Below are 23,856 nucleotides of genomic sequence, written 5' to 3'. Positions count from 1 at the left end.
GGCGCCGTCAGAGGCTGGTGCGTTCGGGGCGGGCGGTGGGCCCGAGGGGGCCGGTGGTGCCCTTGGCGTGGGCGCCGGTACGCGCCGGATTCACCGGGTTCGCCTTGACGGGGCCGGGGGGTTCTTGGTGGTGCGGCTCCGGTTCGGTACCGGATGCCTCAGTGCCGGATCTGAGGGCGGCTGTGCCGAGGTCGTGGGGGGCATCCGGGTCCACGTCGGCGTCGGTCTTCGCCGCCGTTTCCTCCGCCAGGGGGGCGCCGTTCGCGGGGTGCGCCGGGCGGGGCTGGGTCAGCCAGGCGACGGCCGCTCCGGTGAGCGCGACCGGCCACTCCACGACTCCCGTGACCCCCAGCACGCCCGCCCCGGTGTACACGAGCACGCGGCGCCCGCGCGGGGACACGGCGCCGACCTTGTCCAGCGTCTCCTGTGCCGCCTTGCCGACCGTGGCGGCACCGGGCACTCTGCCCAGGACGGAGGCGGCGCCGCGCAGGGGCGCGGTGAGGACCGACGAGGACTTCCGCTCAGCCATGACTCTCCTCGGGTGCGTTCGCCTGCCGTGCCCCACGAGCACGCACACGCTGTCCACCCCCTCATCCCAGGGAACGCCAGGGCGTGGCTCGCCGCCACTCGGCGGGGGCGGGCGGGCTACCCGACGGCCGCTGCCCTCTCCCGCCCCCGGCGGGACCGCTCAGCGGCAGAGCCCGCTCAGCCAGCCCCCGGCAGCCCCACCGACCCCGCCAGCTCCCGCTGGTACTCCGCGTAGGCGGACCGCAGCCGCTCCCCCGGCCAGCCCGGGGGGAGGAGTTCGGGCGGGAGCACCGGATCGGTCAGCAGAAGGCGGACCACCGCCGCGTACGCGCCCAGGCGGGCGCCCGGGGTGCCCGCCTCTTCCGCCCGGGTCAGCAGGGTGTCCGCGGTCCTCGCCCAGGCGGGCAGTGGCCACAGACGGGCGACCAGGCGTGGCGCGGGTTCGTCGGGGCGCCCGCGGTACGTCAGGGCGACGCGGCGCAGCTCCGCCGGCAGGGGCCGGGCCAGATTGGCCGGGCGGAGCCAGACGCCCTCGCGGAGTTCGGCCAGGCGGAGTTCTCCGAGGCGGGACCGGAGGTCGGCACGGTCGGCGGGATCGCGGCCGGTGGCCGTGACGACCAGCATCTCCCAGTCGCCGTCCCAGGGCCGGGTCAGGGGGTGCAGCGCCTCGTCCTGGCGCCGCTGGCGGGCGAGGAGCCGGTCGCTGAGGCCGTACACCGCGTCCGTGCGGCGCAGGTCGCCCGCGGCGACCATCCGGCTCAGCGCGGCGCGCAGGGTGGAGCCGCCCACGCCGAACGGCTCGACCAGCCGGAGCAGGTCCTTGACAGGCAGCCGGGGCGGGTGAGCGCCGAGGAGCACGCTCAGGACGACCGACCGCGCGGACAGGGGGCGCGGTGCGGGGACGGTCCCCTCCGGCGGATCTTTCAGGGGCATGGGCACGTACTGTACGGGCGGATCACTGTTGCACTATTGCTGCGGCCGTACGGAGAGTGCAACATGGCCATATGGTCTCGATGCCCGCGCAGCCGCCGCTCCCGCCGTCGTCCGCCACCCACGATGTCACCAACCAGCCCCCGCCGCTCGCCCCGTACGACGCCTCCGACGACCGCGCCCTGCTGGAGGGCCTGCGCCGCGAGGGCGCGGAGTGGGCCGAGGGGGACGTCCGGCGCCTCGGCGTGCGCGCGGGCGGCGCTCAGGCGCAGGAGTGGGGCGAGCTGGCCAACCGGCACGAGCCGGAGCTGCGCACCCACGACCGCTACGGCAACCGCGTGGACGAGGTGGACTTCCACCCGAGCTGGCACTCGTTGATGGGCGCCGCCGTCGAGGCGGGCCTGGCCGGCGCCCCCTGGGCGGACGAGCGGGTCGGCGCGCACGTGGCGCGTACGGCGGGTGGTCTGGTCTGGGGGCACACGGAGGCGGGCCACGGCTGCCCCACGTCGATGACGTACGCCGCCGTGCCCGCCCTGCGCGCCGAGCCGGACCTCGCCAAGGTCTACGAGCCGCTGCTGACCAGCCGGGTCTACGAGCCGGGGCTGCGCGTGCCCACCGAGAAGGCCGGGCTGCTCGCCGGGATGGGCATGACCGAGAAGCAGGGCGGCTCGGACGTGCGCACCAACACGACCGTGGCCACGCCGACCGGCGAACCCGGGGTGTACACCCTGCGCGGCCACAAGTGGTTCACCTCGGCGCCGATGTGCGACGTGTTCCTGGTGCTGGCCCAGGCGCCGGGCGGGCTCTCCTGCTTCCTGGTGCCCCGCGTGCTGCCGGACGGCACTCGCAACACCTTCCGCATCCAGCGTCTGAAGGACAAGCTCGGAAACCGCTCGAACGCGTCCTCCGAGCCGGAGTTCGACCGTACGGTGGCGTGGCTGGTGGGGCCCGAGGGGCGCGGGGTGAAGACCATCATCGAGATGGTCAACTGCACCCGGCTCGACTGTGTGATGTCCTCGGCCACGCTCATGCGCAAGACGCTCGTCGAGGCGGGTCACCACGCCCGGTACCGCAGCGCGTTCGGGGCCCGGCTCCTCGACCAGCCGCTGATGCGCAACGTCCTGGCCGACCTGGCCCTCGAGTCGGAGGCGGCGACGACGCTCACCCTGCGCCTTGCCGGGGCGGCGGACCGGGCGGTGCGCGGGGACGCCGGGGAGCGGGCCTTCCGCCGGATCGCCACCGCCGTCGGCAAGTACTGGGTGACCAAGCGGGGCCCGGCGTTCACCGCCGAGGCGCTGGAGTGCCTGGGCGGCAACGGGTACGTCGAGGACTCCGGGATGCCCCGGCACTACCGGGAGGCCCCGCTGCTGTCGATCTGGGAGGGCTCGGGAAACGTCAACGCCCTCGACGTGCTGCGGGCGCTGGTCCGCGAGCCGGAGAGCGCCGAGGCGCTGTTCGCCGAACTCGCCCTGGCCCAAGGCGCGGACGCCCGCCTGGACGCGACGGTGACCGACCTCAAGCGGCGGCTCGCCGAGGCCGACCAGGTCACCGCGCGCCGTCTGGTCGAGCGGATGGCCCTCGCCCTCCAGGCCGCCCAGTTGGTCCGCCACGCCCCGCCCGCCGTCGCGGACGCCTTCTGCGCGACCCGCCTGGCCGGCGACTGGGGGCACGCCTTCGGCACGCTCCCCGCGGGGACGGACCTGGACACGATCCTGGAGCGGGCGCTGCCGGAACGGGGCTGAGCGGGCCCGGGCCCTCAAGGTCCGGTTCCGGCCCTCCGCGGCTCTGCGTCCTCACCCCGTCGTGTGCCCCCACCGCGGTCCGAGCCTGGCCCACTCCGCGTCCCAGTGGGCCAGGCGCCGGCGCTCCAGGGAGGTGCGGACGACGCGCCCGCAGACGAAGGGGACAGCTCCCGCCGCCGTACCCACCAGGGTGCCGAGGAGACCGGCGCGGAAGGCGGCCTCGGCTGCGGTGGCCGGGCGGGTGACGAGGTGGCCCTGCGGGTCGGTCCAGACGCGGACCGGCGTACCGGCCGGGCTGCCGGGCGCGACCCGGACCTGGCCGGTGTGGGCGGAGCCGTCCGCCACGGTCCAGCGGACCTGGGCCCACACCCGCTCCCCGTCGGACTTCGGCTTCTGCCCGGCGGACCTGCCGGGGACGCGGGAGACGACACGGGCGACGGCCTGATGCCAGGTGGCGCGGTCGCGGGCGAGCCCGCTGTCCACCGACCGGGCCGCCGCGAGCCCTGCCGACACCCCGGCGAGCACCGTCAGCGCCCAGGCGCCGAGCACCACCCACGCCTCCACCACGTCGACCCTGCGCCTGAGCGGGTTGCGCCGCCAGCGCCAGAACCACACCTGCGGACCACGGAACGCCATCAAGGGCATCCTCCTCACCGAGCGCGCCGACCGGCCGTACCGTCCTCCCATACGGGCGGCTCCGCCCTGTTGCTCAGGACGGTCCGCCTTGCCGACGGTCGCACGGGAGACACCTCGCGCGCAGCCACATCCGGCAGACCGCCCGGAGGAGCCCGGTCACCGGCCGTACCAACCCCCGCCGACCTGCGTGGACTTGCCGGACGGAGATCCAGGTCACCGGCCGGGTGGCCGAGATGCGACGCTCATCCGCCCGCGCGGCGGTCGATCAGCTCCAGCAGCCGCAGTACGGCCGCGTCCGCCTCCGGGCGGCGTACGGCGACCACGCTCGTCTCCAGGTACGACGACGCGCCCCGCAGCGGGACGAAGACGACCCCGGGGACGGGGAAGCCGCCGAGCCGCCCGGGCAGCAGTCCGACGCACAGACCGGAGGCCACATAGCTGTACAGCCCGGAGAGGTCGTCGGCCACCGCCAGGCCCCGGGGCAGGAAACCCACGTCGTGACAGGCGAGTTGGATCTGGCGGGCCAGGGTCGGCAGGGCCACGGGGTCGGGCAGGACGAAGTCCTCGTCGCTCAGGTCGGCGAGGTCGATCTGATCGGCCCCGGCGAGCGGGTGTCCGTCCGGCAGGGCGGCGGCGATGCGCTCCACCGCGAACGGGGTGCTGACGACGTCGTCCGACACGGACGCGGGGTCACGAAGGAACCCGAGGTCGAGGGCGCCGGAGCGGACCAGTTCGGCCACGGCGGTCGAGGAGTCGTGGTGCAGATGGACCCGCAGACCGGGCAGTTCCTCGGCCACCGCGCGCAGGAAGCCGGGCAGATAGAGGTGGCTGAGGACGCTCACGTACCCCACGCGCACGACACCCTCCAGGCCCGCGGCCACCCGTCGCACCCGCTCGATCGCGGCGGACTGGGAGTCGAGGAGGCGCCGGGCGTCCACGGCGAACGCCTCGCCCGCCGGGGTCAGCGCGACCCCGCCGGGACCCCGGTCGAACAGCCGCACCCCGAGCCCGCGCTCCAGGCGCTGGATCGACTGGCTGAGCGGGGGCTGGCTCATGAAGAGCCGCTCCGCCGCCCGGCCGAAATGCCGCTCGTCGGCCACCACCAGAAACTGCTCGAGGAGGCGCTTCGTCAGATTGATATCGTCAGCCATATCGAACGCTAGCCAATCATATATTGGACAGACCTGCGCGTGAGGCGTCCACTGGACACCAGGGGATGCCACGCGAGACGGCGGCGGCTCCCCGGCACTACCGGTTTTCAGCAATCCCACGCGGGAGAGGCCCGGGCACGTACGGCGGCCCTCTCCCTGGAGGCACCCCATGCGCCAGCAGGACGTCGCCCGGCTCTTCACCACCCCGGTGGACTCCCCGGCCTACGCGCCCACGCGGTACCGCTTCACCGACCGCGAGTATCTGAACATCACCTACCGCACCGACCCCGGGGCGTTGCGCCGCCTGGTCCCCGAGCCGCTCACGGTCCCGGACCCGCTGGTCCGCTTCGAGGTCATGCGGATGCCCGACACCACCGGCCTGGGCGACTACACCGAGGCCGGGCAGCTCATCACCGTCGAACACGAGGGTGAGCGCGGCGAGTTCAACCTCGCGATGTATGTCGACAGTGTCCCGGCGATCTCCAGCGGCCGCGAGTACAGCGCGTACCCGAAGAAGTCCGGCTCCCCCACCCTGTACGTCGACTCCGACACGCTGGTGGGCACGCTGGACTACGGCAGCCTGCGCGTGGCCAACGCGACCATGGGCTACAAGCAGCGCGCGATGGACCTGGACGAGGCCCGCGCCGAGCTCTGCATGCCGACGTTCATGATCAAGACGGTGCCGAACTACGACGGCACCCCGCGCATCTGCGAACTGGTCCGCACCCGGATCACGGACATCACCGTGAAGAGCGCGTTCACCGGCCCCGCGCGGCTTCAGTTCTTCGCGCACGTGATGGCGCCGCTCGCGGATCTGCCGGTGCTGGAGATCGTGAGCGCGAGCCACATCCTCACGGATCTGTCCCTCGACCCGGTCGAGCCGGTCTTCGACTACCTCGCCTGATCCCGCGCGCGGCCCGGCACGAGTCCCCGTCCCCCTCCTCTTCCCCTCTTCCCCTCTTCCCCTCTTCGGACTTCCCGCTTCGAGAAAGCCGCGACATCATGTCCTCCGTTTCCGCACCCACCGCCGCCGGCACCACCCCGGACGCCCGCAAGCGCGCCGCGATCGTCGGCGGTGGCGTCATCGGCGTCTCCTGGGCCGCCCTCTTCCTCGCGCACGGCATGGAGGTGGTCGTCAGCGACCCCCGGCCGGACATCGAGGAGATCGTCCGCGCCGGACTGGCCGAGATCGCCCCGACTCTGACCGAGCTCGGGCTGCCCACCGAGCACTTGACCGATCGGCTCTCCTTCGAGGCCGACCTCGCGACCGCTGTCGCGCAAGCGGACGTCGTCCAGGAGAACGGCCCCGAGCGCCTGGACCTCAAGCAGGAGATCTGGCGCACCGTCGAAGAGAGCGCCCCCGCGCACGCGTTGCTCGCGACGTCGACCTCCAGCATCCCCGCGACCGCCATCGCCGCGGGGCTCTCCCGTCCCGAACGGCTCGTGGTGGGGCATCCGTTCAACCCGCCGCACCTGGTCCCGCTGGTGGAGGTCGTGCCCGGCGAGAAGACCTCGCCGGAGGTGGTCCGCGAGGCCGTGGGCTTCTACGCCTCGCTCGGCAAGAAGCCGCAGGTGCTGCACAAGGAGATCCCGGGCTTCGTCGCCAACCGCCTGCAGTCCGCGCTGTTCCGCGAGTGCGTGCACCTGGTCGGGGAGGGCGTGGTGACGGAGGAGGAGCTGGACGAGATCGTCACCTCGTCCATCGGGCTGCGCTGGGCCGTCGCGGGCCCCTTCCGCACCTTCCACCTCGGCGGCGGACCCGAAGGGCTCCCCCACTTCATCGAGCACCTGGGCCGCGCCATGGCCGACCACATGTGGCCCGCCCTCGGCAACCCCACGCTCGACGACGCCACCATCGCCCTGCTCTCCGGCCAGGCGCGGGACTCCTTCGGCGACGGCACCGTGGAGGAGCTGGCCGCAGCGCGCGACCGCGCGCAGATCGCGCTCATGCGCGCCCTGGGCGAGACCCCGGACCGGCGGACGGCCGACCCGGTCCGACCGCCCGCACCGGCGGGGCTTTGACCAGGACCGACCCCCGCACCGGACCCACCGCCGCCGGACAACCGCCTTCACCGCACCCCACGCGAGAAACGCACCCCATGAACCTCACCGAGAAGATCACCCGGGCGATCGACGCCCCCGCCACCGACGACGCGTTCGACGTCCACGCCGAAATGACCGACGTCCTCGGGGGCATCGGACTGAAGCCGGAGGACACCGGCGGCACGATCACCTTCGAGGGCGCCGACCCCGTCGTCCCCAGCACCCTGCGTCTCGGCGCCGCCTCCGGCATCGCCCTGGTCGCCAAGTCCGCCGCCATCGCCGCCCTGTGGAAGGACCGCACCGGCCGCGGCCAGGACATCCACATGGACCTGCGGGTGGGCCCGCACCGGCTGTGCCCGTTCTACGAGCGCAAGTGGGAGCTGCTCAACGGCTACACCGGGGGCACCCCGTCGATCATCAACATGGCCCTCGCCAACAACTTCTACCGCAGCGCGGACGGCCGTTGGATGATGCCGTTCAACATCTACCCCAACATCAAGGTGGCCGCCGAACGGCTGCTCGGCGTGGGTGACGTGCCCGAGCACGTCGCCGCCGCGATCGCCCGGTGGGACGCCCGGGAGCTGGAACGGGCGGGCGCCGAGGCCGGCTGCGTCATGCCGATGGTGCGCACGCCCGCCGAGATCCTGACCGAGCGTCAGTACATCGACGTCCTGGCCCACTTGCCGCTGGTGGAGATCACCCGCGTCGGCGACAGCGCCCCCGAGCCGCTGCCCGCCGACCCCACCGCCCCGCTGGACGGCGTACGCGCGCTGGGCATGGGCCACATCATCGCCGGGGCGGGCGCCGGACGCGCCCTCGCCCTGCACGGCGCGGACGTGCTGAACCTGTGGCGGCCGTACGAGCTGGAGCACGACGTCACCTACCTGACGACGAGCGTCGGCGTGCGCTCCGCCACGGTGAGCCCGTACACCCCGGAGGGACTGGCCCGTATCCATGAACTCCAGGCCGGAGCCGACGTGTTCTACGCCAACCGGCGTCCCGGCTTCCTGGAGTCCATCGGCATGTCCGAGGAGGAGGCCGTCGCACGGCGCCCCGGACTCGTCTACGCCTCGGTGTCGCTGAACGGCCACGAGGGACCGTGGAAGGACTACCTCGGCTTCGACCAGACGGCGGGCGCGCTCACCGGCCTGCTGCATCTGGAGGGCGACGGCGATCAGCCGGCGCTTCCGCCCATCACTGTCGTCAACGACTACCTCGTCTCGTGGTTCCTGACGGCCGGCATCGCCGAGGCGCTGCGCCGCCGCGCCGTGGACGGCGGCAGCTACCGCGTCCACGTCTCCCTGTCCCGGGTCGCCCTGTGGATTGTGTCCATGGGCATCTTCGACCAGGACTACGCGAAGCGGGTCGCGGGCACGGGCGAGCTGCACGCCTACCCGGACCCCGAGCTGTTCACCGCCGAGACGCCGCTCGGCCACTACCAGGGCATCACCGACCAGGTGCGGATGTCGGACACCCCGGGCGCCTACCGGCAGATCCTGGTGCCGCGCGGCTCCCAGCGCCCGGAATGGCTGCCGACCGCCTGATCCGGTGGCCCACGGTGTGCGGGGCGGCGGGGACGGTCCAAGTCCCCGGCGCCCCGCACGCCGCTACGGCAGGCGCCAGTCCACCGGCTCCGCGCCCTGCTGCACGAGCAGTTCGTTGGCCCGGCTGAACGGGCGCGAGCCGAAGAAACCGCGGTCGGCCGACATGGGCGAGGGATGCGCGGACTCGACGGCCGGGTAGGCGCCGAGCAGCGGGCGCGCGTTGCGGGCGTCGCGGCCCCACAGGATGGAGACCAGCGGCTTGCCGCGCGCGGCGAGGGCACGGATCGCCTGCTCGGTGACCTCTTCCCAGCCCTTGCCGCGGTGGGCGCCGGGCCTGCGCGGGGCCGTGGTCAGCGCCCTGTTCAGCAGGAGGACGCCCTGCCGGGTCCAGGGGGTCAGATCGCCGTTGGACGGGTGGGGCAGGCCCAGGTCCGAGTGCATCTCCCGGTATATGTTCTCCAGGCTGCCCGGCAGTTGCCGTACCTCCGGGGCGACCGCGAAGCTCAGGCCGATCGCCATGCCCGGCGTGGGATAGGGATCCTGGCCCACGATCAGGACCCGTACATCGTCAAAGGGCTGCTGGAAGGCGCGCAGGACGTTCGCCCCGGACGGCAGATAGGTCCGCCCCGCCGCCACCTCGGCACGCAGGAAGTCACCCATGGCCGTGATACGGCCCTCCACCGGCTCCAGGGCCTTCGCCCAGCCGGCCTCAACAAGTTCACTCAACGGTCGTCGTGCCACGTCACGTCACTCTAGTGGCCGCCACCGACAATCCCCTCCGGCGAGTGGAAAGCGCGCGACGGCCGGGACGCCCGCGCCTCGCACCGCTACTCTTCCTCTCCGTGAGCCGTGCGCCCGAGCGAGCCGACCGAGCAGAGCGGGCGCCGGTGTCCGCCTTCCTCGCCGTGGACTCCGGCGGCTCCGGCATCCGGGTGGCGGTGGGCGTCCCCGGTACGGGCCGTATGGCCAAGGCGTCGGCCCGGGAGTCGGTGCGGACCTCGGAGCGTGGCATCGACCCCGCTCATCTGATGACTCAAGTCGCGCCCCTGGCACGCGCGTTGGCCGCCGAGGCGGGGGCGGACCGGATCGCCTGGGCCGTCGTCGGCGCCGCCGGGTTCGCGAGTCTGGGGGACGCCCTGCGCGCGGAGCTGCCGGGTGCGCTCGGCCGGGAGCTGGGGGTGGGGACCGTGGCCCTGGCCGCCGACGCGGTGACCGCGTACGTGGGCGCTCTCGGGCCGCGTCCTGGTGCCGTGGTCGCCGCGGGCACCGGACTGATCGCCGTCGGCACGGATCTGGCCAACTGGCGGCGGGCGGACGGCTGGGGGCATCTGCTGGGCGACTGCGGCGGCGGCGCATGGATCGGCCGGGCCGGCCTCGATGCCGCGCTGCGCGCGTACGACGGACGGGACGGAGGCTCGGCCGCGCTGCTGGAGTGCGCGACCGAACGGTTCGGGGCGATGGCCGGACTGCCCGCCCGGATCTATCCGCGCACCGACCGCGCCGCCGTGCTCGCCTCCTTCGCTCCCGCCGTGGGCGCGTGCGCGGCCCACGATCCCGTCGCGGCCGGGATCCTGCGTGCGGCGGCCGGGCATCTGGCGGATTCTGCCGCCGCCGTGTGCCCGGCGGACGGTGAACCCGAAGTGGCTATCGCGGGCGGCCTCTTGAACCTGGGCGCACCTCTACTGGAGCCCCTGCGCGAGGAGTTGGCGAAGCGGCTGCCGCACGCCACGTCCGTACCGGCCGAGGGCGATCCGCTGCACGGCGCCGTACGGCTCGCGGCGGATCTGGCGGCCGGGCGGTGCGATGTCCCGATTGCGCCGACCATGCTCAATTTGGTCACCATACGTACGGATTGAGCCCGTCGAAGCACCAACTGTCCGGTGCGGGACGGGAAGAGCCGCCTCACCTGCGCAACTCATCAGACAAAACCGGACGGATACCGCTCACCTGCACCCTCCCCGAACAGGGGAGCACAGGAAACCAGTAACATGCGGCGCCATGAGCTCCCCCACTGGACCCGAGTCCGGCCTGCCAGTACGAATGCCGCGACCCCGCCAGCCCGGACGCCACCGTCGTCCGGAACCGCTGGTGGCTCCCGAGGACGCGCCCGCGTTCGTCCTCGCCGTGCCCGGCGCGCCCAGCGCCGCCACGCGCAGCCTCGCCGAGGAGGTCGTGAGCATCGCCCGCTCCGAGCTGCCCGGTCTGGATGCCCGGATCGGTTACCTCGACGGGGACGACGCGGACTTCCCGACCCTCAAGTCCGTGCTGGCGCGGACCGCCGAGGAGCGCACCGCCCGCTACGAGCAGGCCGTCGCCGCCGGCAGTGACGTGAAGAAGCCCGAGGGCCCCGTCGCCGCGGTCGTCCCGCTGCTGGCCGGCCCCGACGGCGCCCTGCTGCGCCAGATCCGCCAGGCGATGATGGACAGCCGGGTCGCCGCCGAGCTGACCGACGTGCTCGGCCCGCACCCGCTGCTCGCCGAGGCCCTGCACGTGCGCCTCTCCGAGACGGGCCTCGCCCGCGCGGACCGCGCCCGGCTGTTCACCGTGACCACCACGGCCGACGGCATCATCCTGGCCACCGTGGGCGGCGAGGAGGCCGTGCAGGCGGCCGGCATCACCGGCATGCTGCTCGCCGCGCGCCTGGCCGTACCGGTGATCGCCGCGGCGCTGGACCAGGAGGGCTCGATCGCCTCCGTCGCCGAGCAGCTCCGCGCGTCCGGCTCGCAGCAGCTCGCCCTCGCGCCGTACCTGATCGGCCCGGAGATCGACACCTCGCTGCTGACGGCTGCCGCCGAGGAGGTGGAGTGCGCCACCTCGGAGCCGCTGGGCGCCTACCCGGCGATCGGCAAGCTGGCGCTCGCCAAGTACACGACGGCGCTGGGCATCGCCCCGCAGCAGTCGCAGGGAGCGCCGGTCCGCTGACGCGGCACGGCACGGCACCCGCACGTCACGAGGGCCCGCTCCGGGAGACCGGGGCGGGCCCTTCGCATGTCCGAGCAGGCTCTTCCGCGCGCCTGGGCGGGGCTGGGCGGGGGCGGCGCGGGCCGCTCAGCCGAAGATCACACAGGAGGCGGCGGGGACCGCCAGGGAGCCGTCGTAGCGCGGCAGGCCGGTCTTGTCGTCCACGGCGAACCAGGTCACGTCGCCGGAGCGTTCGTGGGCGGCGTAGAGGCGGCCGCCGTGCCCGGTCAGGGCGCGGGGCCAGTGGCCGCCGCTGGGGACCGTGCCGAGCAGCCGGAGCCCTTCGCCCTCGACGCGGAAGGCGGACAGGACGTCCTCGCCGCGGGTCGCGGTCCATACGAAGCGGCCGTCGGGCGCGACCACGATGCCGGAGGGGTAGGCGTCCCCGGCCGGGGCGCCGGGGAGCACGGGTACCTCGGCCAGCGGCCGCAGGGAGCCCGCGGCGCGGTCCCAGCGGCAGACGGTGACGGTGGGGGTGAGTTCGTTGACGACGTAGGCGTGCATCCCGTCGGGGTGGAAGACCAGGTGGCGTGGGCCCGAGCCGGGTCGCAGGGCGATCTCGCGGTGCAGCACGGGGACGCCCGCCTCGAGCGTGCACACCCGCACCGAGTCGGTGCCGAGGTCCACGCTGACGATCCAGCGCCCCTCGGGGTCGGAGCGCACCTGGTGGGGGTGCGGACCGCGCTGACGGCGGTCGTGCGGCCCCGAGCCGATGTGCTGGAGCCGCCCGGAGGGCGCGGGCGCGAGGGCGCCGTCGGGGCGTACGGGGACCGCCGTGACCGAGCCGCTGCCGTAGTTGGCGGTGAGCAGGTGCCCTGCGTGCAGACCGAGGTGGGTGGGGCCGCTGCCGCCGACCGGCACGGGCGGCCCCGCGGGCTCCAGCTTGTCCCCCCGCACCCGGTAGGCGGCGACCGCGCCCTCGGCCGTCTCGCTGACCGCGTAGAGCATGTCCCCGGCGGGGGAGAGCACCAGGTACGACGGGTCGGGAACGGCGCCGAGACCGCCGGTGCGGATCAGGGCGCCGTCGTGGGGGCGGACCTCGGCGGTGACCAGACCGGGACCGCCGGCCGCCGTGTACGAGCCGATGAACGCCCGCTGGGGCGCTCGTCCGCGTTCGCCGCTTTCTGCCACGTCTGTCCCCTCTCGGTCGAGACTGTGCCGACGCTAGCAGCAGGTCACCACCGGTCTGGACCAAATGGCGGAGGGGTGCGGCCCGAACGGCGGGGGGCGCGTCAGGCGCCGACCAGCCGTGAGGGGGCGGGGGCGTGCAGCGGTCCGGCCAGTTCGGCGAGGGCGCGCTCCAGGCCGTGGAGGTGGGCGAGGGCGGGTTCGGCCGGGGTCTCGGCCGGACGCAGGATGTGCCCGGCGCCGCCCTCGGTGAGCGCCTCGACGGCCGCCTCGACGCGCCAGCAGGCGGCGGCGAGCCGGGCGTCGTGGGAGGCCACGGGGTCGGCGGCGACCGCGACCAGGCCGCGCACCTCGCGGGCGCAGTCGTCGAGGAGGGCGAGGACACGGCGGGCGCGGTGCTTGCGCCACGCCAGCGGGTTGAGCGGGTGGGTCAGTGGAGCCACCGAGAGCCGGACGCGGCCCAGCAGCTGCTCCAGCTCGGCCACGCGCGGGGCGGGGTCGGCGTCGGATCCGGCGAGGCGGGCGGCGGCCTCGGCGGTGCAGGCTCGTACACAGCGCAGGGCGCGCTGGATCGAGGCGTCGGTGGTGAGGTGGGTGGTGACCGGCAGCACGAACAGCACGGCGAGCACGGCGCCGACGACGCCGACGGCGGTCTCGGTCACACGTAGCGCGAGCAGTCCCGGGCCGAGGACGCCGAAGAGGCCGTAGAGGACTTCGGCGAGGAGGGTCACCCAGAGCATCATCCAGGTGTAGGAGACCGCGGCCGTGTAGAAGATCCCGAAGACGGCGACCGCGGCGAGCAGCGCGCTGGCGACCGGGGCGCCGTGCACGGGCATCGCGACGAGCACGCCGAGGGCGACGCCGAGCAGGGTGCCCAGGACGCGCCGGAAGCCGCGTACGAGCGTCTCGCCGCGCGAAGCGGTGTTGACGAAGACCCACCAGGTGGCGCCGACGGCCCAGTACCAGCGCTGTCCGGACACGAGCTGGCCGACGACCAGCGCGAACCCGGCGCCCGCGGCCGCCTGGACCGCCTGGCGGGTGGTCACCCGCGCCAGGCCGGTGCCGCCGGGCGGCGCGGGTACGGCGGCGGGCGGCATCCGGCGTTCGTAGCACCACAGGCCGAAGCGCACGACCGCGGCGGAGAGCAGGGAGAGCAGCAGGGCTGCGTACAGCTCGGGCAGCCGGGCGGGGGTGACCCGCAGGAACTGGCCGACGAAGAACATCATGAAGCCGAACACGCCGAGGCTGTGTCCGCGCGCTCCCCAGCGGCGGGCGTACACCCCGGCGCCGACGACGGCGATGAACACGAAGTCCCGGCCGACGGGGTGGGTGTGCAGCCCGGCGGCCAGCGCGAGCACCGGGATGCCGACGACGGGGAGCAGGGCGGTGGTGACGGCCTGACCGCGCACGGTGGCGTCGGCGACGGTGAAGAGCGCGAGCAGCGCGGCGAGTCCGCCCGCGACCATCCCGACGAGGGAGTGCCCGGCGAGGCCGCACACGACGACCGCGAGCCCGATCCCGAGGACCGCGCGCGCGGCGAAGCGCAGGCGTATGTGTCCCGGGTCCGGCGCCACGAACTCCTTCTTCAGCACTGCTGTCCGCCCCCTTGTGGCCGTCCGCACGAAAAAGGCGCCGCGGTGATCCGCAGCGCCATCGACCTGACTATATGAGCATCACAGGACCACTTGGCTCAACTGGCGTCCGATTCACTGAGCCAATGGACCACTCACGCACTGGAGCGCGGACCCGGCGAAGGGCCAACGGTCCAGCTCGCACGGGGTACGGCCCGGGCGCCGGGCTGGGCCATTGGTACAGTCGCCGGTGACCGGCGCGACCACCAGCGCGGTACGAGGAGGCGGAGCGTCATGGCCGTGGACGAACTCGACACGCGCATCCTGCGGTTGCTCCTGGAGCAGCCGCGCACCAGTGTGCGGGAGTACGCCCGCATCCTCGGTGTCGCCCGGGGCACGCTCCAGGCCCGCCTGGACCGCATGGAGCGGGACGGCGTGATCACCGGGACGGGTCCCTCGCTCTCCCCCGCCGCGCTCGGGCATCCGGTGCTGGCGTTCGTGCACATCGAGGTCACGCAGGGCCATCTGGACGACGTCGGCGAGGCGCTGGCGTCCGTGCCGGAGATCGTGGAGGCGTTCTCGACCACGGGCGGCGGGGATCTGCTGGCCCGGGTGGTGGGGCGGGACAACGCCCATCTGGAGGACGTGATCCAGAAGCTGATCAGCGTGCCGGGCGTGGTGCGCACCCGTACCGAGGTGGTGCTCCGCGAACGCGTGCCGTACCGGCTGCTGCCGCTCGTGGAGTCGGTGGGACGGGCGACGGCGCGCTCCTGACGCGGACGCACGGCCCCCGAGGCGGGCGGATCTCCGCGCGCGCTCGACGTACGCCCTGCATAGCGTGACCGTATGACTACAGTCCAGACCAGCCCGGTCACCGGCGAGCGACGGCGGTGGCAGGCGCTCGCGGTCTGTCTGACGGCGGGCTTCATGACGATGCTCGACAGCTCGATCGTGAACGTGGCGCTGCCCTCGATGGAACGCGGCCTGGGCGCCGACGCGGCCGACGTGTCCTGGGTGGTGTCGGGCTTCGCGCTCACGTTCGGGCTCACGCTGGTCCCGGCGGGCCGGCTCGGTGACGTGCGCGGGCGGCGGGTCGCCTTCCTGTTCGGGCTCGCGCTGTTCACGCTGTCCTCGGTCGCGTGCGCGCTGGCCCCCGGCGCGGGCTGGCTGGTGCTGTACCGACTGGTGCAGGGCGCGGCCTCGGGCGTCATCGCCTCGCAGACGACGGGGCTGATCCAGCAGATGTTCCAGGGCGCCGAGCGGGCCCGGGCGTTCGGGCTGCTGGGCAGCGTGGTGGGCGTGTCCACGGCGGTCGGGCCACCCGCGGGCGGTCTGCTGATCCATGTCTTCGGCGAGGCGGACGGCTGGCGCTGGATCTTCTACATCAACGTGCCGATCGGGGTCGCCGCCTTCTGCGCGGCGCTGCGCCTGCTGCCCCGCGCGCCGGTGAACCCGGGCCGCCCGCGCGAGGGCGTCGACCTGCCGGGGGTCGCGCTGCTCGGCGCCGGTGTGCTCGCGCTGATGCTGCCGCTGGTGCAGGAGCAGCAGTGGACCGGGCGCGCGAAGTGGGCGCTGCTGCCGGTGGCGGGGCTGCTGCTGGCCGCGTTCTGGGTCTGGGAGCGGCACCAGGGGCGGCGCGGGCGCGCCCCGCTGGTCGACCTGAACCTCTTCGCCCTGCGGTCCTTCACGCTCGGCGTGCTGCTGAACGTGGTGTACTTCGCGGGCTTCACCACCGTGTTCTTCGTCTACACCCTGTTCCTGCAGAACGGCCTGGGCTACAGCGCGCTCGCGGCCGGGATGGCCTCGCTGCCGTTCGCGGTCGGCTCGGCGGTGGGGGCGGCCCGGGGCGGGCGGCTGGTGGTCCGGTACGGGCGCGCGCTGGTGGTCGTCGGGCTGAGCGCGGTGGCGTTCGGGCTGCTCGTGGTCATCGTGACCGTCCAGGCGGTGCCGGGGCGCGACGTGGCCTGGGCGGCGGCACTCCCCCTGCTGATCGCGGGCCTCGGCTCCGGCATCACCATCTCCCCCAACACCGCGCTCACCCTGACCCGGGTCCCGGTCCAGCGGGCCGGTGCGGCGGGGGGTGTCCTGGTCACCGCCCAGCGCGTCGGCTCGGCGGCGGGCATCGCGGTCGTGGGCGCGGTGTACTTCGCCCACCTCGCCAACGACGGCAACCCCACGACAGCCCTCCAGCTCGGGCTCCTGACGGCGGTGGGCATCATCCTGTTCGCCCTGGCCCTGGCCGTCGCTGACCTGCGCGAACGCCGCATCCACCCGGAACCGACGACACCGGCCGAGGGCCCGGCGACTCCGGAGCCGACGAGCGCGCCCCGCTGACCCCGCGGAAGACCGCTCGAAGATCACGCGAACGGCGCCTCAGGACCTGCGACGGGGCTTGCCCGATCCCTTGCCGGACGAGCCGGACCGTCCCCGGGTGCCCCGGCCGGACGACTTCGCGGCGCCGCCGGTCCTGGCCTTGCCCGCGCCGCTCTTCTGCCGGCTCGGCTCCGGGCGCTTCCGCTCCTGCTTCGGCGCGCTCTCCGTGGAGCGGCCCCGGGTGCTGTTGACCGTACGGCCGCGCACGATGCCGATGAAGTCCTCCACCTGGTCGGTGGTGGCGTCCTCCGGCCAGGAGAGGGCGACGCTGGACTGCGGGCCGTCGGCCAGGGGACGGTAGGTGAGGTCCTTGCGGTGGTACAGGCGGGCCAGCGACTGCGGGACGACCAGGAGGCCGACGTTCGCCGCGACCAGTTCGACGGCGTCCTCGGTGGTGGCCGGGCGCTCGAAGGCGGGCTCCCCGGGGGGCGCGTCCCAGTCGAAGACGTCGTCCAGGGGGTGGAAGAGGACTTCCCCGGCGAGATCGGCCAGGGTCACCTCCTCGGCCGCCGTGAACAGATGGTCCTTGGGGACGACGACCACGGTGGTCTCGGTGTAGAGCGGGATCGCGCTGAAATACGTACGGTCCACCGGCAGCCGTACGAACGCGGCGTCCGCGTCACCCGCGCGCAGCAGCCCGTCGGTCTCGGCCGCCGGGACCTGCAGAAGGGTGAGCGGGATGTCCGGCAGCCGCTCGTTCCAGATCCGCGCCCATTTGGCGGGCGTCACCCCGGGAACGTACGCGAGCCGGAACGACGGTGTTTCCTCCGAGCCTGTCACCAGGCCAAGGCTACCGGCCCCGGTCGGCCCACCCGCACGCGGCCGATACCCTTGACCTCATGAGTTCGCAGCAGAGCACCCAGACGATGAAGCCCGCCACCGCGGCGAAGAAGCTGGGTGTGTACCTCCCCGCCACCCCCGCCGAGTTCCAGGAGGGTGTCGTTTCGCGCGCCGAGCTGAACGAGCTCCAGGCCAATCCGCCCGAGTGGCTGCGCGAGCTGCGGCAGAACGGCCCCCACCCGCGTCCCGTCGTCGCGGCCAAGCTCGGCGTGTCCATCGCCGGTCTGGCGCGCGGCGGTGTCACCGAGGCGCTCACCACCGAGCAGATCGAGGCGCTCAAGCACGAGCGTCCCGAGTGGCTGGAGAAGGAGCGCGCCACCCAGGTCGAGGTCCGCAAGGAAGCCGTGCGGATCAAGAACCTCAAGCAGGAGAAGGCGGCCCGCGAGGACTGACCCCGCCCGCCCCGCACACGCCCCCTGGCCTCGCCGGGGGGCGTTGTCAGTGGTGCCGCCTACAGTTCCCCTCACTTGATCGTTTGCGGTGCGGGGAGGCACGTATGGGGTGGGTGTCGGCCGGTGACTACGAGGTCACCCTCGACGGCGGAAAGGTGGTGTGCCGCAACGCCACGGGACGGCGGCTGAAGTCGGTGCCGCCGAAGATCGCCGACGATCCGGCGGTCGTGGGGCTCGCACAGCTCAGCGAGTGGCTGGAGCGGCACGAACGGGAGTGCCTGGACGGCGTGGAGCGGTGGATGGTCCGCTCGCTGCCGGTGCCGCTCGCCGTGCTCACCCGGGTCTGGCCCGACCCCGCCTGGCAGGCGGTGCTGCGCGACCTCGTGGTGACCGGCGACGACGGCCGGATCGCCGGTTTCCTGCGGGACGCCGACCCCGAGCGCGGCCTCGGCCTGGTCGACCTGGACGGCGACACCGTGCGCATGACCCCCGACCTGGTCCGCATCCCGCACCCGGTGCTCCTGGAGGACCTGGCGGACCTGCGCGAGTTCGCCGTCGAGCTCGGCGTGGAGCAGCGCGCCCAGCAGCTCTTCCGCGAGGTGTGGCACCGCCCGGCCGGCTTGGCCGAGGGCGCCACGCAGGTCGAGGAGTACGCGGGCGGCGCCTTCAAGGAGCTGCGCTTCCTGCACGGCCGGGCCGCTCAGCTGGGCTACCGGGTGCGCGGCGGCCAGGCGGTCCGCCCCGTCCTGGAGGACGGCCGGAGCGTCGAGGCCCGCGTCTGGATCGGCGACTACGACGGCTACGAGGCGACCGAGACCGGCCCGCTGATGTGGACCGACCCGGCGGGCCGGGTGCTGAGGCTCGGTCAGGTGGGTCCGGTCGCCTGGTCAGAGGGGATGCGCATGGCCGCCGCGCTGTACGCGGGGCGTGACGTGGAGAACGAGGAGCGGGCGGCATGACGACGTACGACGAGACCACCCTGGCCGCGCTCCTGGAGGCGGGCGCCGTCCTGCCGTCCGGCAGCACCGCGCGCGAGGACGCCGACACGCTCACCGTCCGCACGTACACCCACCCGGTGCTGGAGGGCCGGCAGGTCGTCCGGCTGGTGCCCGGCACCCTCGGGGAGGCCGAGGACCTGGCGCTGGAGTTCCTCGGTCTGACCCGGGAGCCGGAAGCGCCGGAGGTCGGCCAGGTGCGCCGCGAGACGCTGGGCTTCCCGGCCTGGGCGCTGGTGCACGACCCGGCGAACGGCCATCACGCGCTCGCCCTGGTCAAGGACGTGGAGCGGCTCGCCCGGCAGGCCAAGTCCCGTCCCGGGGCCGCCAAGCAGGGCTTCGAGGAGCTGGGCACACGGCTCGGGCGGGCGGTGCCGCACTTCCTTCCGACGTTCTACGAGCAGGCCGCGCGGGTCTTCCTCCAGCACGAGAACACCACGTACGCCTCCGCGTTCTTCGGCCGGGCCCGAGAGGCGGAGCGGGTGCACGCGCTCGCGGTGGACGAGGAGCGGCAGCGGGCGGTGTTCCTGGAGTTCGCCTTCGCCGGGGCGCTGACCGTCAAGGCACTCAAGGAGCATGTGAAGGACCTGGGCCGACGGCTCGACCCGGCCACCGCGTGGGCGCAGTTCCGGCAGTTGACGGTGGAGCGCTGCGCCGCCGGGATGCCGCCGTACGCCTCGCTGCCGCAGGACGCGCGCGGGCTGATCAGGGCGGCCGGGCTCGACCGGGACGCCGAGGAGCGCGCGCTCGTCGCCGACCTGCTCGCCTCGCCCGCCGCCGTCCGGGCGCCCGCGTCCTTCTGGACGGCCTACCGTCCGGTCCTCGGCGCCCTGGCCGAAGAGCGGCCCGGGGTGCGGACGCGGCTGCTGGACATCATGCCCGCCGGGCTCGGGGGCGGGGTCGAGGACGACGAGTTCTGGCTGGCGCTGCTGGCCGAAACCGGTGCCGACCGGCTCCTCATGGACGAGGCGGCGGCCCGCGAGCACGGCGTGGACGCGGCCGACTGGCTGACCCGCTGGGCGCTGCACCGCAAGCACGGCGGCGCGTTCGCCCGCCGTTCCCCGGCCACGCTCGCGCTGGCCGCGCGCATGGCGCCGCTGCTGCGCTCCGCCGGACGCCCGGTGGACCTGTTCACCGGGAACTGGGGGGCGAGCGCGCACCTGGATCTGCTGGACCTGTGCGTCGCCGAGGGCGTACCGCTGTCGGTCCCGGCCTCCGCGGCGCGGGGCCAGGTGTCGGTGACCACCTGGCTCTCGGACACCGGTGAGGGCCGCCGTGACCTGGTGGCCGTCGCGGCCGACCCGCGCCTGCGGCCGCTGCTGCGCGCGGCGGTGGAACAGGCCGGAAGCCAACGCGGCCGTGACGACGAGCAGTTGAAGGCTCTCGCCGCTCACCCCGTGCTCTCCGAGCTGTTGCGGGAATGGCTCGACGAGGTGTCCGCGGAGTTCACCCGCGCGGCCGGGCTGCCCGCCGCGAGCGCGACGCTCGACCGGCTGCGACCCTTCCGGACCGTCGCCCCCGGGGCGGGCCCCGAGGCGGTCGCCCGGGTCGCCGGGCACCCGGTCGCACCCCTGCTCGGCCGCACCCTGCGCGCCGGTGTCCTGGACGAACTGGGCTGGCCCGCCCTCGAAGAGGCGCTGGAGCGGCTCGACGCCCAGACCCTGGACCCGAAGACCCACCACCCGGTCACCGTCCACGAGGCGTGGCCCGCGCTCATCGTCTCCCGCGGGCACAAGGCGCTCGTCGTCGGCCCGGAGCGGATCCTCCTCGACCACGACCTGCGGATCCCTCAGGACCTGGACCGCCATCAGCGCCCCCGGTTCCGCTACGTGGACGGGGAGTTGCTGGTCGTCTGGCGGCGGGACGGCAAGCAGCATGCCTACTGGTCGAGCCGTCCCGCCGAGGTGTTCGCGCTCGGCGGCGAGCAGGTCCCGACCTGGTGGTACGGGCAGGACGACCTCGCCGCCTCGATCCCGCTGCCCGGCGGGGGCCGCGCCTCCGGCGGCCGTGCCCTGCACGCCGGGGACACCGACCTCCCGCCGAGCCGTCCCGTCCTGGGCGACGGCACCGGCTACTGGCGCGAGGGCAGGCAGGGCCCGCGCACGGTGTGGCTGGAGTACGACCCGGTGACGGGCGAGCACGGCCGGGCCTCCCTGCCCGCGCCGCTGCGCGCCGGTGTCCGCGAGGGCGCCGAGCTGACGGCCGGGATGTGCGAGCTGCTGCCGCTGCAACCCGGTCTTGAGCAGAGCCCGTTCGGCACCGACGGCACGGTGCTGGGGCGCTGGGTGCGCACCGAGGGGGACGGCGGGGAGCGGTACCGCACCGCCGGGACGCCGGACGGCCGTACGGTGTCGATGCCGAGGACGGACGCCATCCCCCTGGGCGCCCTGCGGCTGCCCGGTGCCGAGCCCGTCGTCGCGCGGACGTTCCAGACCGTCGCGCTGTTCGCGGGCGACGACCCCGCCGGGACCGGCCGGCTGGGGTACGTGACGCTGAACGGGCCGGGCGGGGAGTTCGCCGCGGGCACTCCCCTGGTGCCCCCGCTGCCGTTCTGGCACGCCCTGCGGCCGCGCGACGAACAGGGCTCCGCCGTGCTGCGCGCCGTCACCGACGAGCAGGCCGCCGATCTGATGCGGGCCATGGCCGAGGCGCTGGCCGAGCGTCAGGAGGCCCTGAAGCGCGCCGGGGACGACACCCGGGCCAAGGAGGCGGTGCCGAGCGCGGCCCGAGTGGCCGTGCGGGCGGTGCGCGCGGGGCTGCCGGACCTCACCGACGCCCGGCTGACCGTGGGCGTGGCCTCGCTGGTCCGCTCGGCGCTGCGTCTGGCCGACTCCGCGACCGCGTTCGCCGCGCCACCCAGGGAACGCCCCGCCCAGCCGCGCAAGCACACCGAGGGCATGTTCTTCGACTACAGCCCCGAGCACGGCGAGGACAGCACGCTGCGCGAGGCGCTGGCCGGGATCGTGAGCGTGTACGGCTACTGGCACGGCGAGCAGCGCACCGCGCTGCGTCAGATCAGGGCCGTGAACCACGTGCTGTCCGGTCACCCCGCCGACGGCAAGCCGCTGTCCGCCCGGGAGCGCACCGCCGTCCTCACCGACGGCTGGCGGAGCGAACCGCACACCGTCCCCGGGATCGGTCTGATGTGGCCGTCCGCCCTGGGCGCGCTGCGGGCCCTCGCCTTCCGGGCGACCTCCGCGACCCTGACCGACGCCGAACGCGAGGCACTGCTCCTGCTGTTCGAGGCGGTCGGCGAGGGGCCGCTCGTGTCGGGGCCCGGCGTGCTCCGGGAGGTCACGCTGGCCGAGCCCTCCGACGGGCGGCTGCGGACCGGTCAGGTGCTGCGGCACGGCGAACGCACGGTCGTGATCCTCGGCAGCCGGCGCATCGACCGGCTGCGGGACCGCGTCGAGTGGCTGGCGCTGGACCACGATCCGTCGGGCGCGTTCGGCCCGGTCGCCCACTTCCTCCTGAGCGACGAGGTCCGCCACGACCCGGGGATCTCCGGCGAGGAGCTGGCCGCCGTCACCGGGCTGATCCGCGCCAAGGGCGCCGCCCCTTGGCAGGCCGGGGCGCCGGAGGCGCTGACGGCCGCGACCGGCGGCGGTCTCGGTCCGGTCCAGGCGACGGTGCTGCTCGCCGCCCTGCCGCCGGACCCCACCGCCGAGGCGCTGGCCCTCATCGGCCTGAAGGTCCGTCAGCGCGAGTACGGCGTGGCCCGGCTCGGCTCGCTCCCCGCCGGGACGCGGACCGCGCTGCTCGGCGCGCTGCTGCCCGCCGACCCCGAGGCGCTGTGGACCTCGGGCCCGGACACCGGCGCCGCCGGACGCGTCTGGGCCGAGCGGCTCGGCTCGGCGCTCCGGCTGCCGGAGGAGATCGACGCCGAACTGGCCGGGATGAACGCCGAGTACGCCGAGGACGTCCTCAATCCCTCCCGCACACCCTGGCTGTCCCGTACGACACGGCAGCACCTCCGCGAGGACGGCGAGCTGGTCCCTGAGGACCCGGCGGCACTGCCCGGCGGGCGCTCCCTGTCCGGCGCGGTCACCGCGCTCGCGGCGCTGGCGTACGTCCTGCCGTACGGCCACCCGCTGCGCGCCGCCCTGCCGGATGGCCTGGCCGCCGTGCGCCGTCGGATGGCCGACCCGGAGCTGCTGCTCGACCCGGGCGTGGCGTGGACGGAGAAGGGCACGCCCACGTCGGTCGAGATCCGCAAGGCGTACGGGCTGCCCGAAACCGGCGGCGCCGACGCACAGGGACTGACCCGCGTGGGCGAGACCCTGGTGCTGCGCCCCTGGCACTACGGCGAGGCGGTCCTGCTCCGCACGGCCGCGCTGAGCGGCCCCGACGACCCGGTGCTCGGACTCCTCGAGGGGCTGGTCGGTCCGGAACGCGGCGACCAGGTGGGCGCGCTGAGCACCGCCCTGGGCCCGGAGCTGGAGCGCGCGGTGGCGGCCGGTGCCGAGGGGCCGCGGGGGTACGCGCAGGACCCGTCGGTCAGCGTGCCCGAGCTGGTCGCGGAGGTCGCCGCCACGCACGGTCTCGGCGAGGACGCGGCCGTGCTCTATCTCCAGTTGCTGGCGCTGCCCGACCCGACGGACCGCAACCGGGCGCGCTGGACCGGCTGGAAGCCCGCCCGGGCGAAGAAGGCGCGGACCGAACTCACCGCGAGCGGTCTGGTCGTCGAGGCCAAGCGGCCGCGCGCCGGGCGCACCCTCTTCCTGCCGTGCGGCTGGCGGGACCTGAAGTCCCCCGCGCTGCCGGTGGAGACCTGGAAGGAGGGGCTGTACCCGGTGCCGGTGCGCCGTCGTGCCGTACCCCTGCTGCCGGTGCCCGAGCTGTTCACCCGCGCCTGGGGGCGCGTCCGCGCGGGTGAGGGACCGGCGTACGAGGAGCTGACGACCCGGGCGAACCGGAGGGGTCGGCGCAGGTGACCGCCTCCGCCCACGACGTTCACGACGTTCACGGGGAGGGCGGCGCCGACGCCCGCCCTCCCCGCACCACCACGAAGGACTCCCGCTC

19 protein-coding genes are annotated in these 23,856 nt (G+C 74.4%); 11 read left to right on the top strand and 8 right to left on the bottom strand.

Features of this window, described 5'->3' with window-relative positions; translation table 11 throughout:
- Window positions 1–7 precede the first annotated feature (7 nt).
- A complete protein-coding gene (locus ACWEEU_RS08300; protein WP_385748391.1) occupies window positions 8–529 on the bottom strand; it encodes a hypothetical protein in 522 nt (173 codons plus the stop codon).
- Window positions 530–705: 176 nt separating this feature from the next.
- Complete coding sequence (locus ACWEEU_RS08295) at window positions 706–1,461, bottom strand: PaaX family transcriptional regulator C-terminal domain-containing protein (protein WP_451729986.1); 756 nt, start codon at window positions 1,459–1,461, stop codon at window positions 706–708.
- Between the two features lie 71 nt (window positions 1,462–1,532).
- On the opposite strand from ACWEEU_RS08295, the gene ACWEEU_RS08290 reads away from it, so the two are divergent.
- Window positions 1,533–3,200, top strand: coding sequence for an acyl-CoA dehydrogenase family protein (locus ACWEEU_RS08290; RefSeq protein WP_451729983.1), 1,668 nt, complete (start codon window positions 1,533–1,535; stop codon window positions 3,198–3,200).
- A 51-nt stretch (window positions 3,201–3,251) separates the two neighbouring features.
- Here the strand turns inward: ACWEEU_RS08290 and ACWEEU_RS08285 are convergent, their stop codons facing one another.
- Together ACWEEU_RS08285 and ACWEEU_RS08280 are read right to left on the bottom strand one after the other, a co-directional pair.
- On the bottom strand, window positions 3,252–3,836 hold the full coding sequence (locus ACWEEU_RS08285; RefSeq protein ID WP_451729980.1) for an Rv1733c family protein: 585 nt from the start codon (window positions 3,834–3,836) through the stop codon (window positions 3,252–3,254).
- Window positions 3,837–4,078: 242 nt separating this feature from the next.
- Window positions 4,079–4,987, bottom strand: a complete 909-nt coding sequence (locus ACWEEU_RS08280) for a LysR family transcriptional regulator (protein WP_451729977.1) — start codon at window positions 4,985–4,987, stop codon at window positions 4,079–4,081.
- Between the two features lie 169 nt (window positions 4,988–5,156).
- Between ACWEEU_RS08280 and ACWEEU_RS08275 the strand changes: the two genes are divergently transcribed.
- From ACWEEU_RS08275 to ACWEEU_RS08265, 3 genes are all read left to right on the top strand, one after another.
- A complete protein-coding gene (locus ACWEEU_RS08275; protein WP_385748378.1) occupies window positions 5,157–5,891 on the top strand; it encodes an acetoacetate decarboxylase in 735 nt (244 codons plus the stop codon).
- A gap of 98 nt (window positions 5,892–5,989) precedes the next feature.
- A complete protein-coding gene (locus tag ACWEEU_RS08270; RefSeq protein ID WP_451729973.1) occupies window positions 5,990–7,009 on the top strand; it encodes a 3-hydroxyacyl-CoA dehydrogenase family protein in 1,020 nt (339 codons plus the stop codon).
- A 77-nt stretch (window positions 7,010–7,086) separates the two neighbouring features.
- Complete coding sequence (locus ACWEEU_RS08265) at window positions 7,087–8,574, top strand: CoA transferase (RefSeq protein WP_451729970.1); 1,488 nt, start codon at window positions 7,087–7,089, stop codon at window positions 8,572–8,574.
- Window positions 8,575–8,637: 63 nt separating this feature from the next.
- Here the strand turns inward: ACWEEU_RS08265 and ACWEEU_RS08260 are convergent, their stop codons facing one another.
- Window positions 8,638–9,315 (bottom strand): uracil-DNA glycosylase, encoded by a 678-nt coding sequence (locus ACWEEU_RS08260; protein WP_451729967.1) that lies wholly within the window; start codon window positions 9,313–9,315, stop codon window positions 8,638–8,640.
- 101 nt (window positions 9,316–9,416) lie between these two features.
- On the opposite strand from ACWEEU_RS08260, the gene ACWEEU_RS08255 reads away from it, so the two are divergent.
- A complete protein-coding gene (locus ACWEEU_RS08255; protein WP_451729964.1) occupies window positions 9,417–10,430 on the top strand; it encodes an N-acetylglucosamine kinase in 1,014 nt (337 codons plus the stop codon).
- A gap of 142 nt (window positions 10,431–10,572) precedes the next feature.
- Complete coding sequence (locus ACWEEU_RS08250) at window positions 10,573–11,496, top strand: sirohydrochlorin chelatase (RefSeq protein WP_451729961.1); 924 nt, start codon at window positions 10,573–10,575, stop codon at window positions 11,494–11,496.
- Between the two features lie 126 nt (window positions 11,497–11,622).
- Here the strand turns inward: ACWEEU_RS08250 and ACWEEU_RS08245 are convergent, their stop codons facing one another.
- Both ACWEEU_RS08245 and ACWEEU_RS08240 read right to left on the bottom strand, forming a co-directional pair.
- Window positions 11,623–12,666: a lactonase family protein gene (locus tag ACWEEU_RS08245; RefSeq protein ID WP_385748365.1), complete on the bottom strand. Its 1,044-nt coding sequence runs from the start codon at window positions 12,664–12,666 to the stop codon at window positions 11,623–11,625.
- Between the two features lie 101 nt (window positions 12,667–12,767).
- Window positions 12,768–14,255 (bottom strand): FUSC family protein, encoded by a 1,488-nt coding sequence (locus tag ACWEEU_RS08240; RefSeq protein WP_451729958.1) that lies wholly within the window; start codon window positions 14,253–14,255, stop codon window positions 12,768–12,770.
- A gap of 273 nt (window positions 14,256–14,528) precedes the next feature.
- On the opposite strand from ACWEEU_RS08240, the gene ACWEEU_RS08235 reads away from it, so the two are divergent.
- Together ACWEEU_RS08235 and ACWEEU_RS08230 are read left to right on the top strand one after the other, a co-directional pair.
- On the top strand, window positions 14,529–15,008 hold the full coding sequence (locus tag ACWEEU_RS08235) for an Lrp/AsnC family transcriptional regulator (RefSeq protein ID WP_385748359.1): 480 nt from the start codon (window positions 14,529–14,531) through the stop codon (window positions 15,006–15,008).
- Between the two features lie 72 nt (window positions 15,009–15,080).
- Window positions 15,081–16,568, top strand: a complete 1,488-nt coding sequence (locus ACWEEU_RS08230; RefSeq protein ID WP_451729954.1) for an MFS transporter — start codon at window positions 15,081–15,083, stop codon at window positions 16,566–16,568.
- A 39-nt stretch (window positions 16,569–16,607) separates the two neighbouring features.
- On the opposite strand, the gene ACWEEU_RS08225 is transcribed toward ACWEEU_RS08230, so the two are convergent.
- Window positions 16,608–17,387, bottom strand: coding sequence for a LysR family transcriptional regulator substrate-binding protein (locus tag ACWEEU_RS08225; protein WP_385748354.1), 780 nt, complete (start codon window positions 17,385–17,387; stop codon window positions 16,608–16,610).
- A 59-nt stretch (window positions 17,388–17,446) separates the two neighbouring features.
- Between ACWEEU_RS08225 and ACWEEU_RS08220 the strand changes: the two genes are divergently transcribed.
- From ACWEEU_RS08220 to ACWEEU_RS08210, 3 genes are all read left to right on the top strand, one after another.
- The gene (locus ACWEEU_RS08220) at window positions 17,447–17,839 is read left to right on the top strand and encodes a DUF5997 family protein (RefSeq protein ID WP_451729951.1); all 393 of its coding nucleotides are present in this window, start codon (window positions 17,447–17,449) and stop codon (window positions 17,837–17,839) included.
- Window positions 17,840–17,943: 104 nt separating this feature from the next.
- Window positions 17,944–18,798: a DUF4132 domain-containing protein gene (locus ACWEEU_RS08215; protein WP_451729948.1), complete on the top strand. Its 855-nt coding sequence runs from the start codon at window positions 17,944–17,946 to the stop codon at window positions 18,796–18,798.
- Window positions 18,795–23,768 carry a hypothetical protein gene (locus ACWEEU_RS08210; RefSeq protein ID WP_451729945.1) on the top strand — a complete coding sequence of 1,658 codons (4,974 nt, stop codon included), beginning with the start codon at window positions 18,795–18,797 and terminating at the stop codon, window positions 23,766–23,768. Before ACWEEU_RS08215 ends, ACWEEU_RS08210 begins: the two co-directional genes overlap by 4 nt.
- Window positions 23,769–23,856 lie beyond the last annotated feature (88 nt).

This window comes from Streptomyces sp. NPDC005004 (assembly GCF_053600675.1).
Note: the sequence above shows the minus strand (reverse complement) of the source record. Positions and strands in the feature narration are given on the sequence as shown.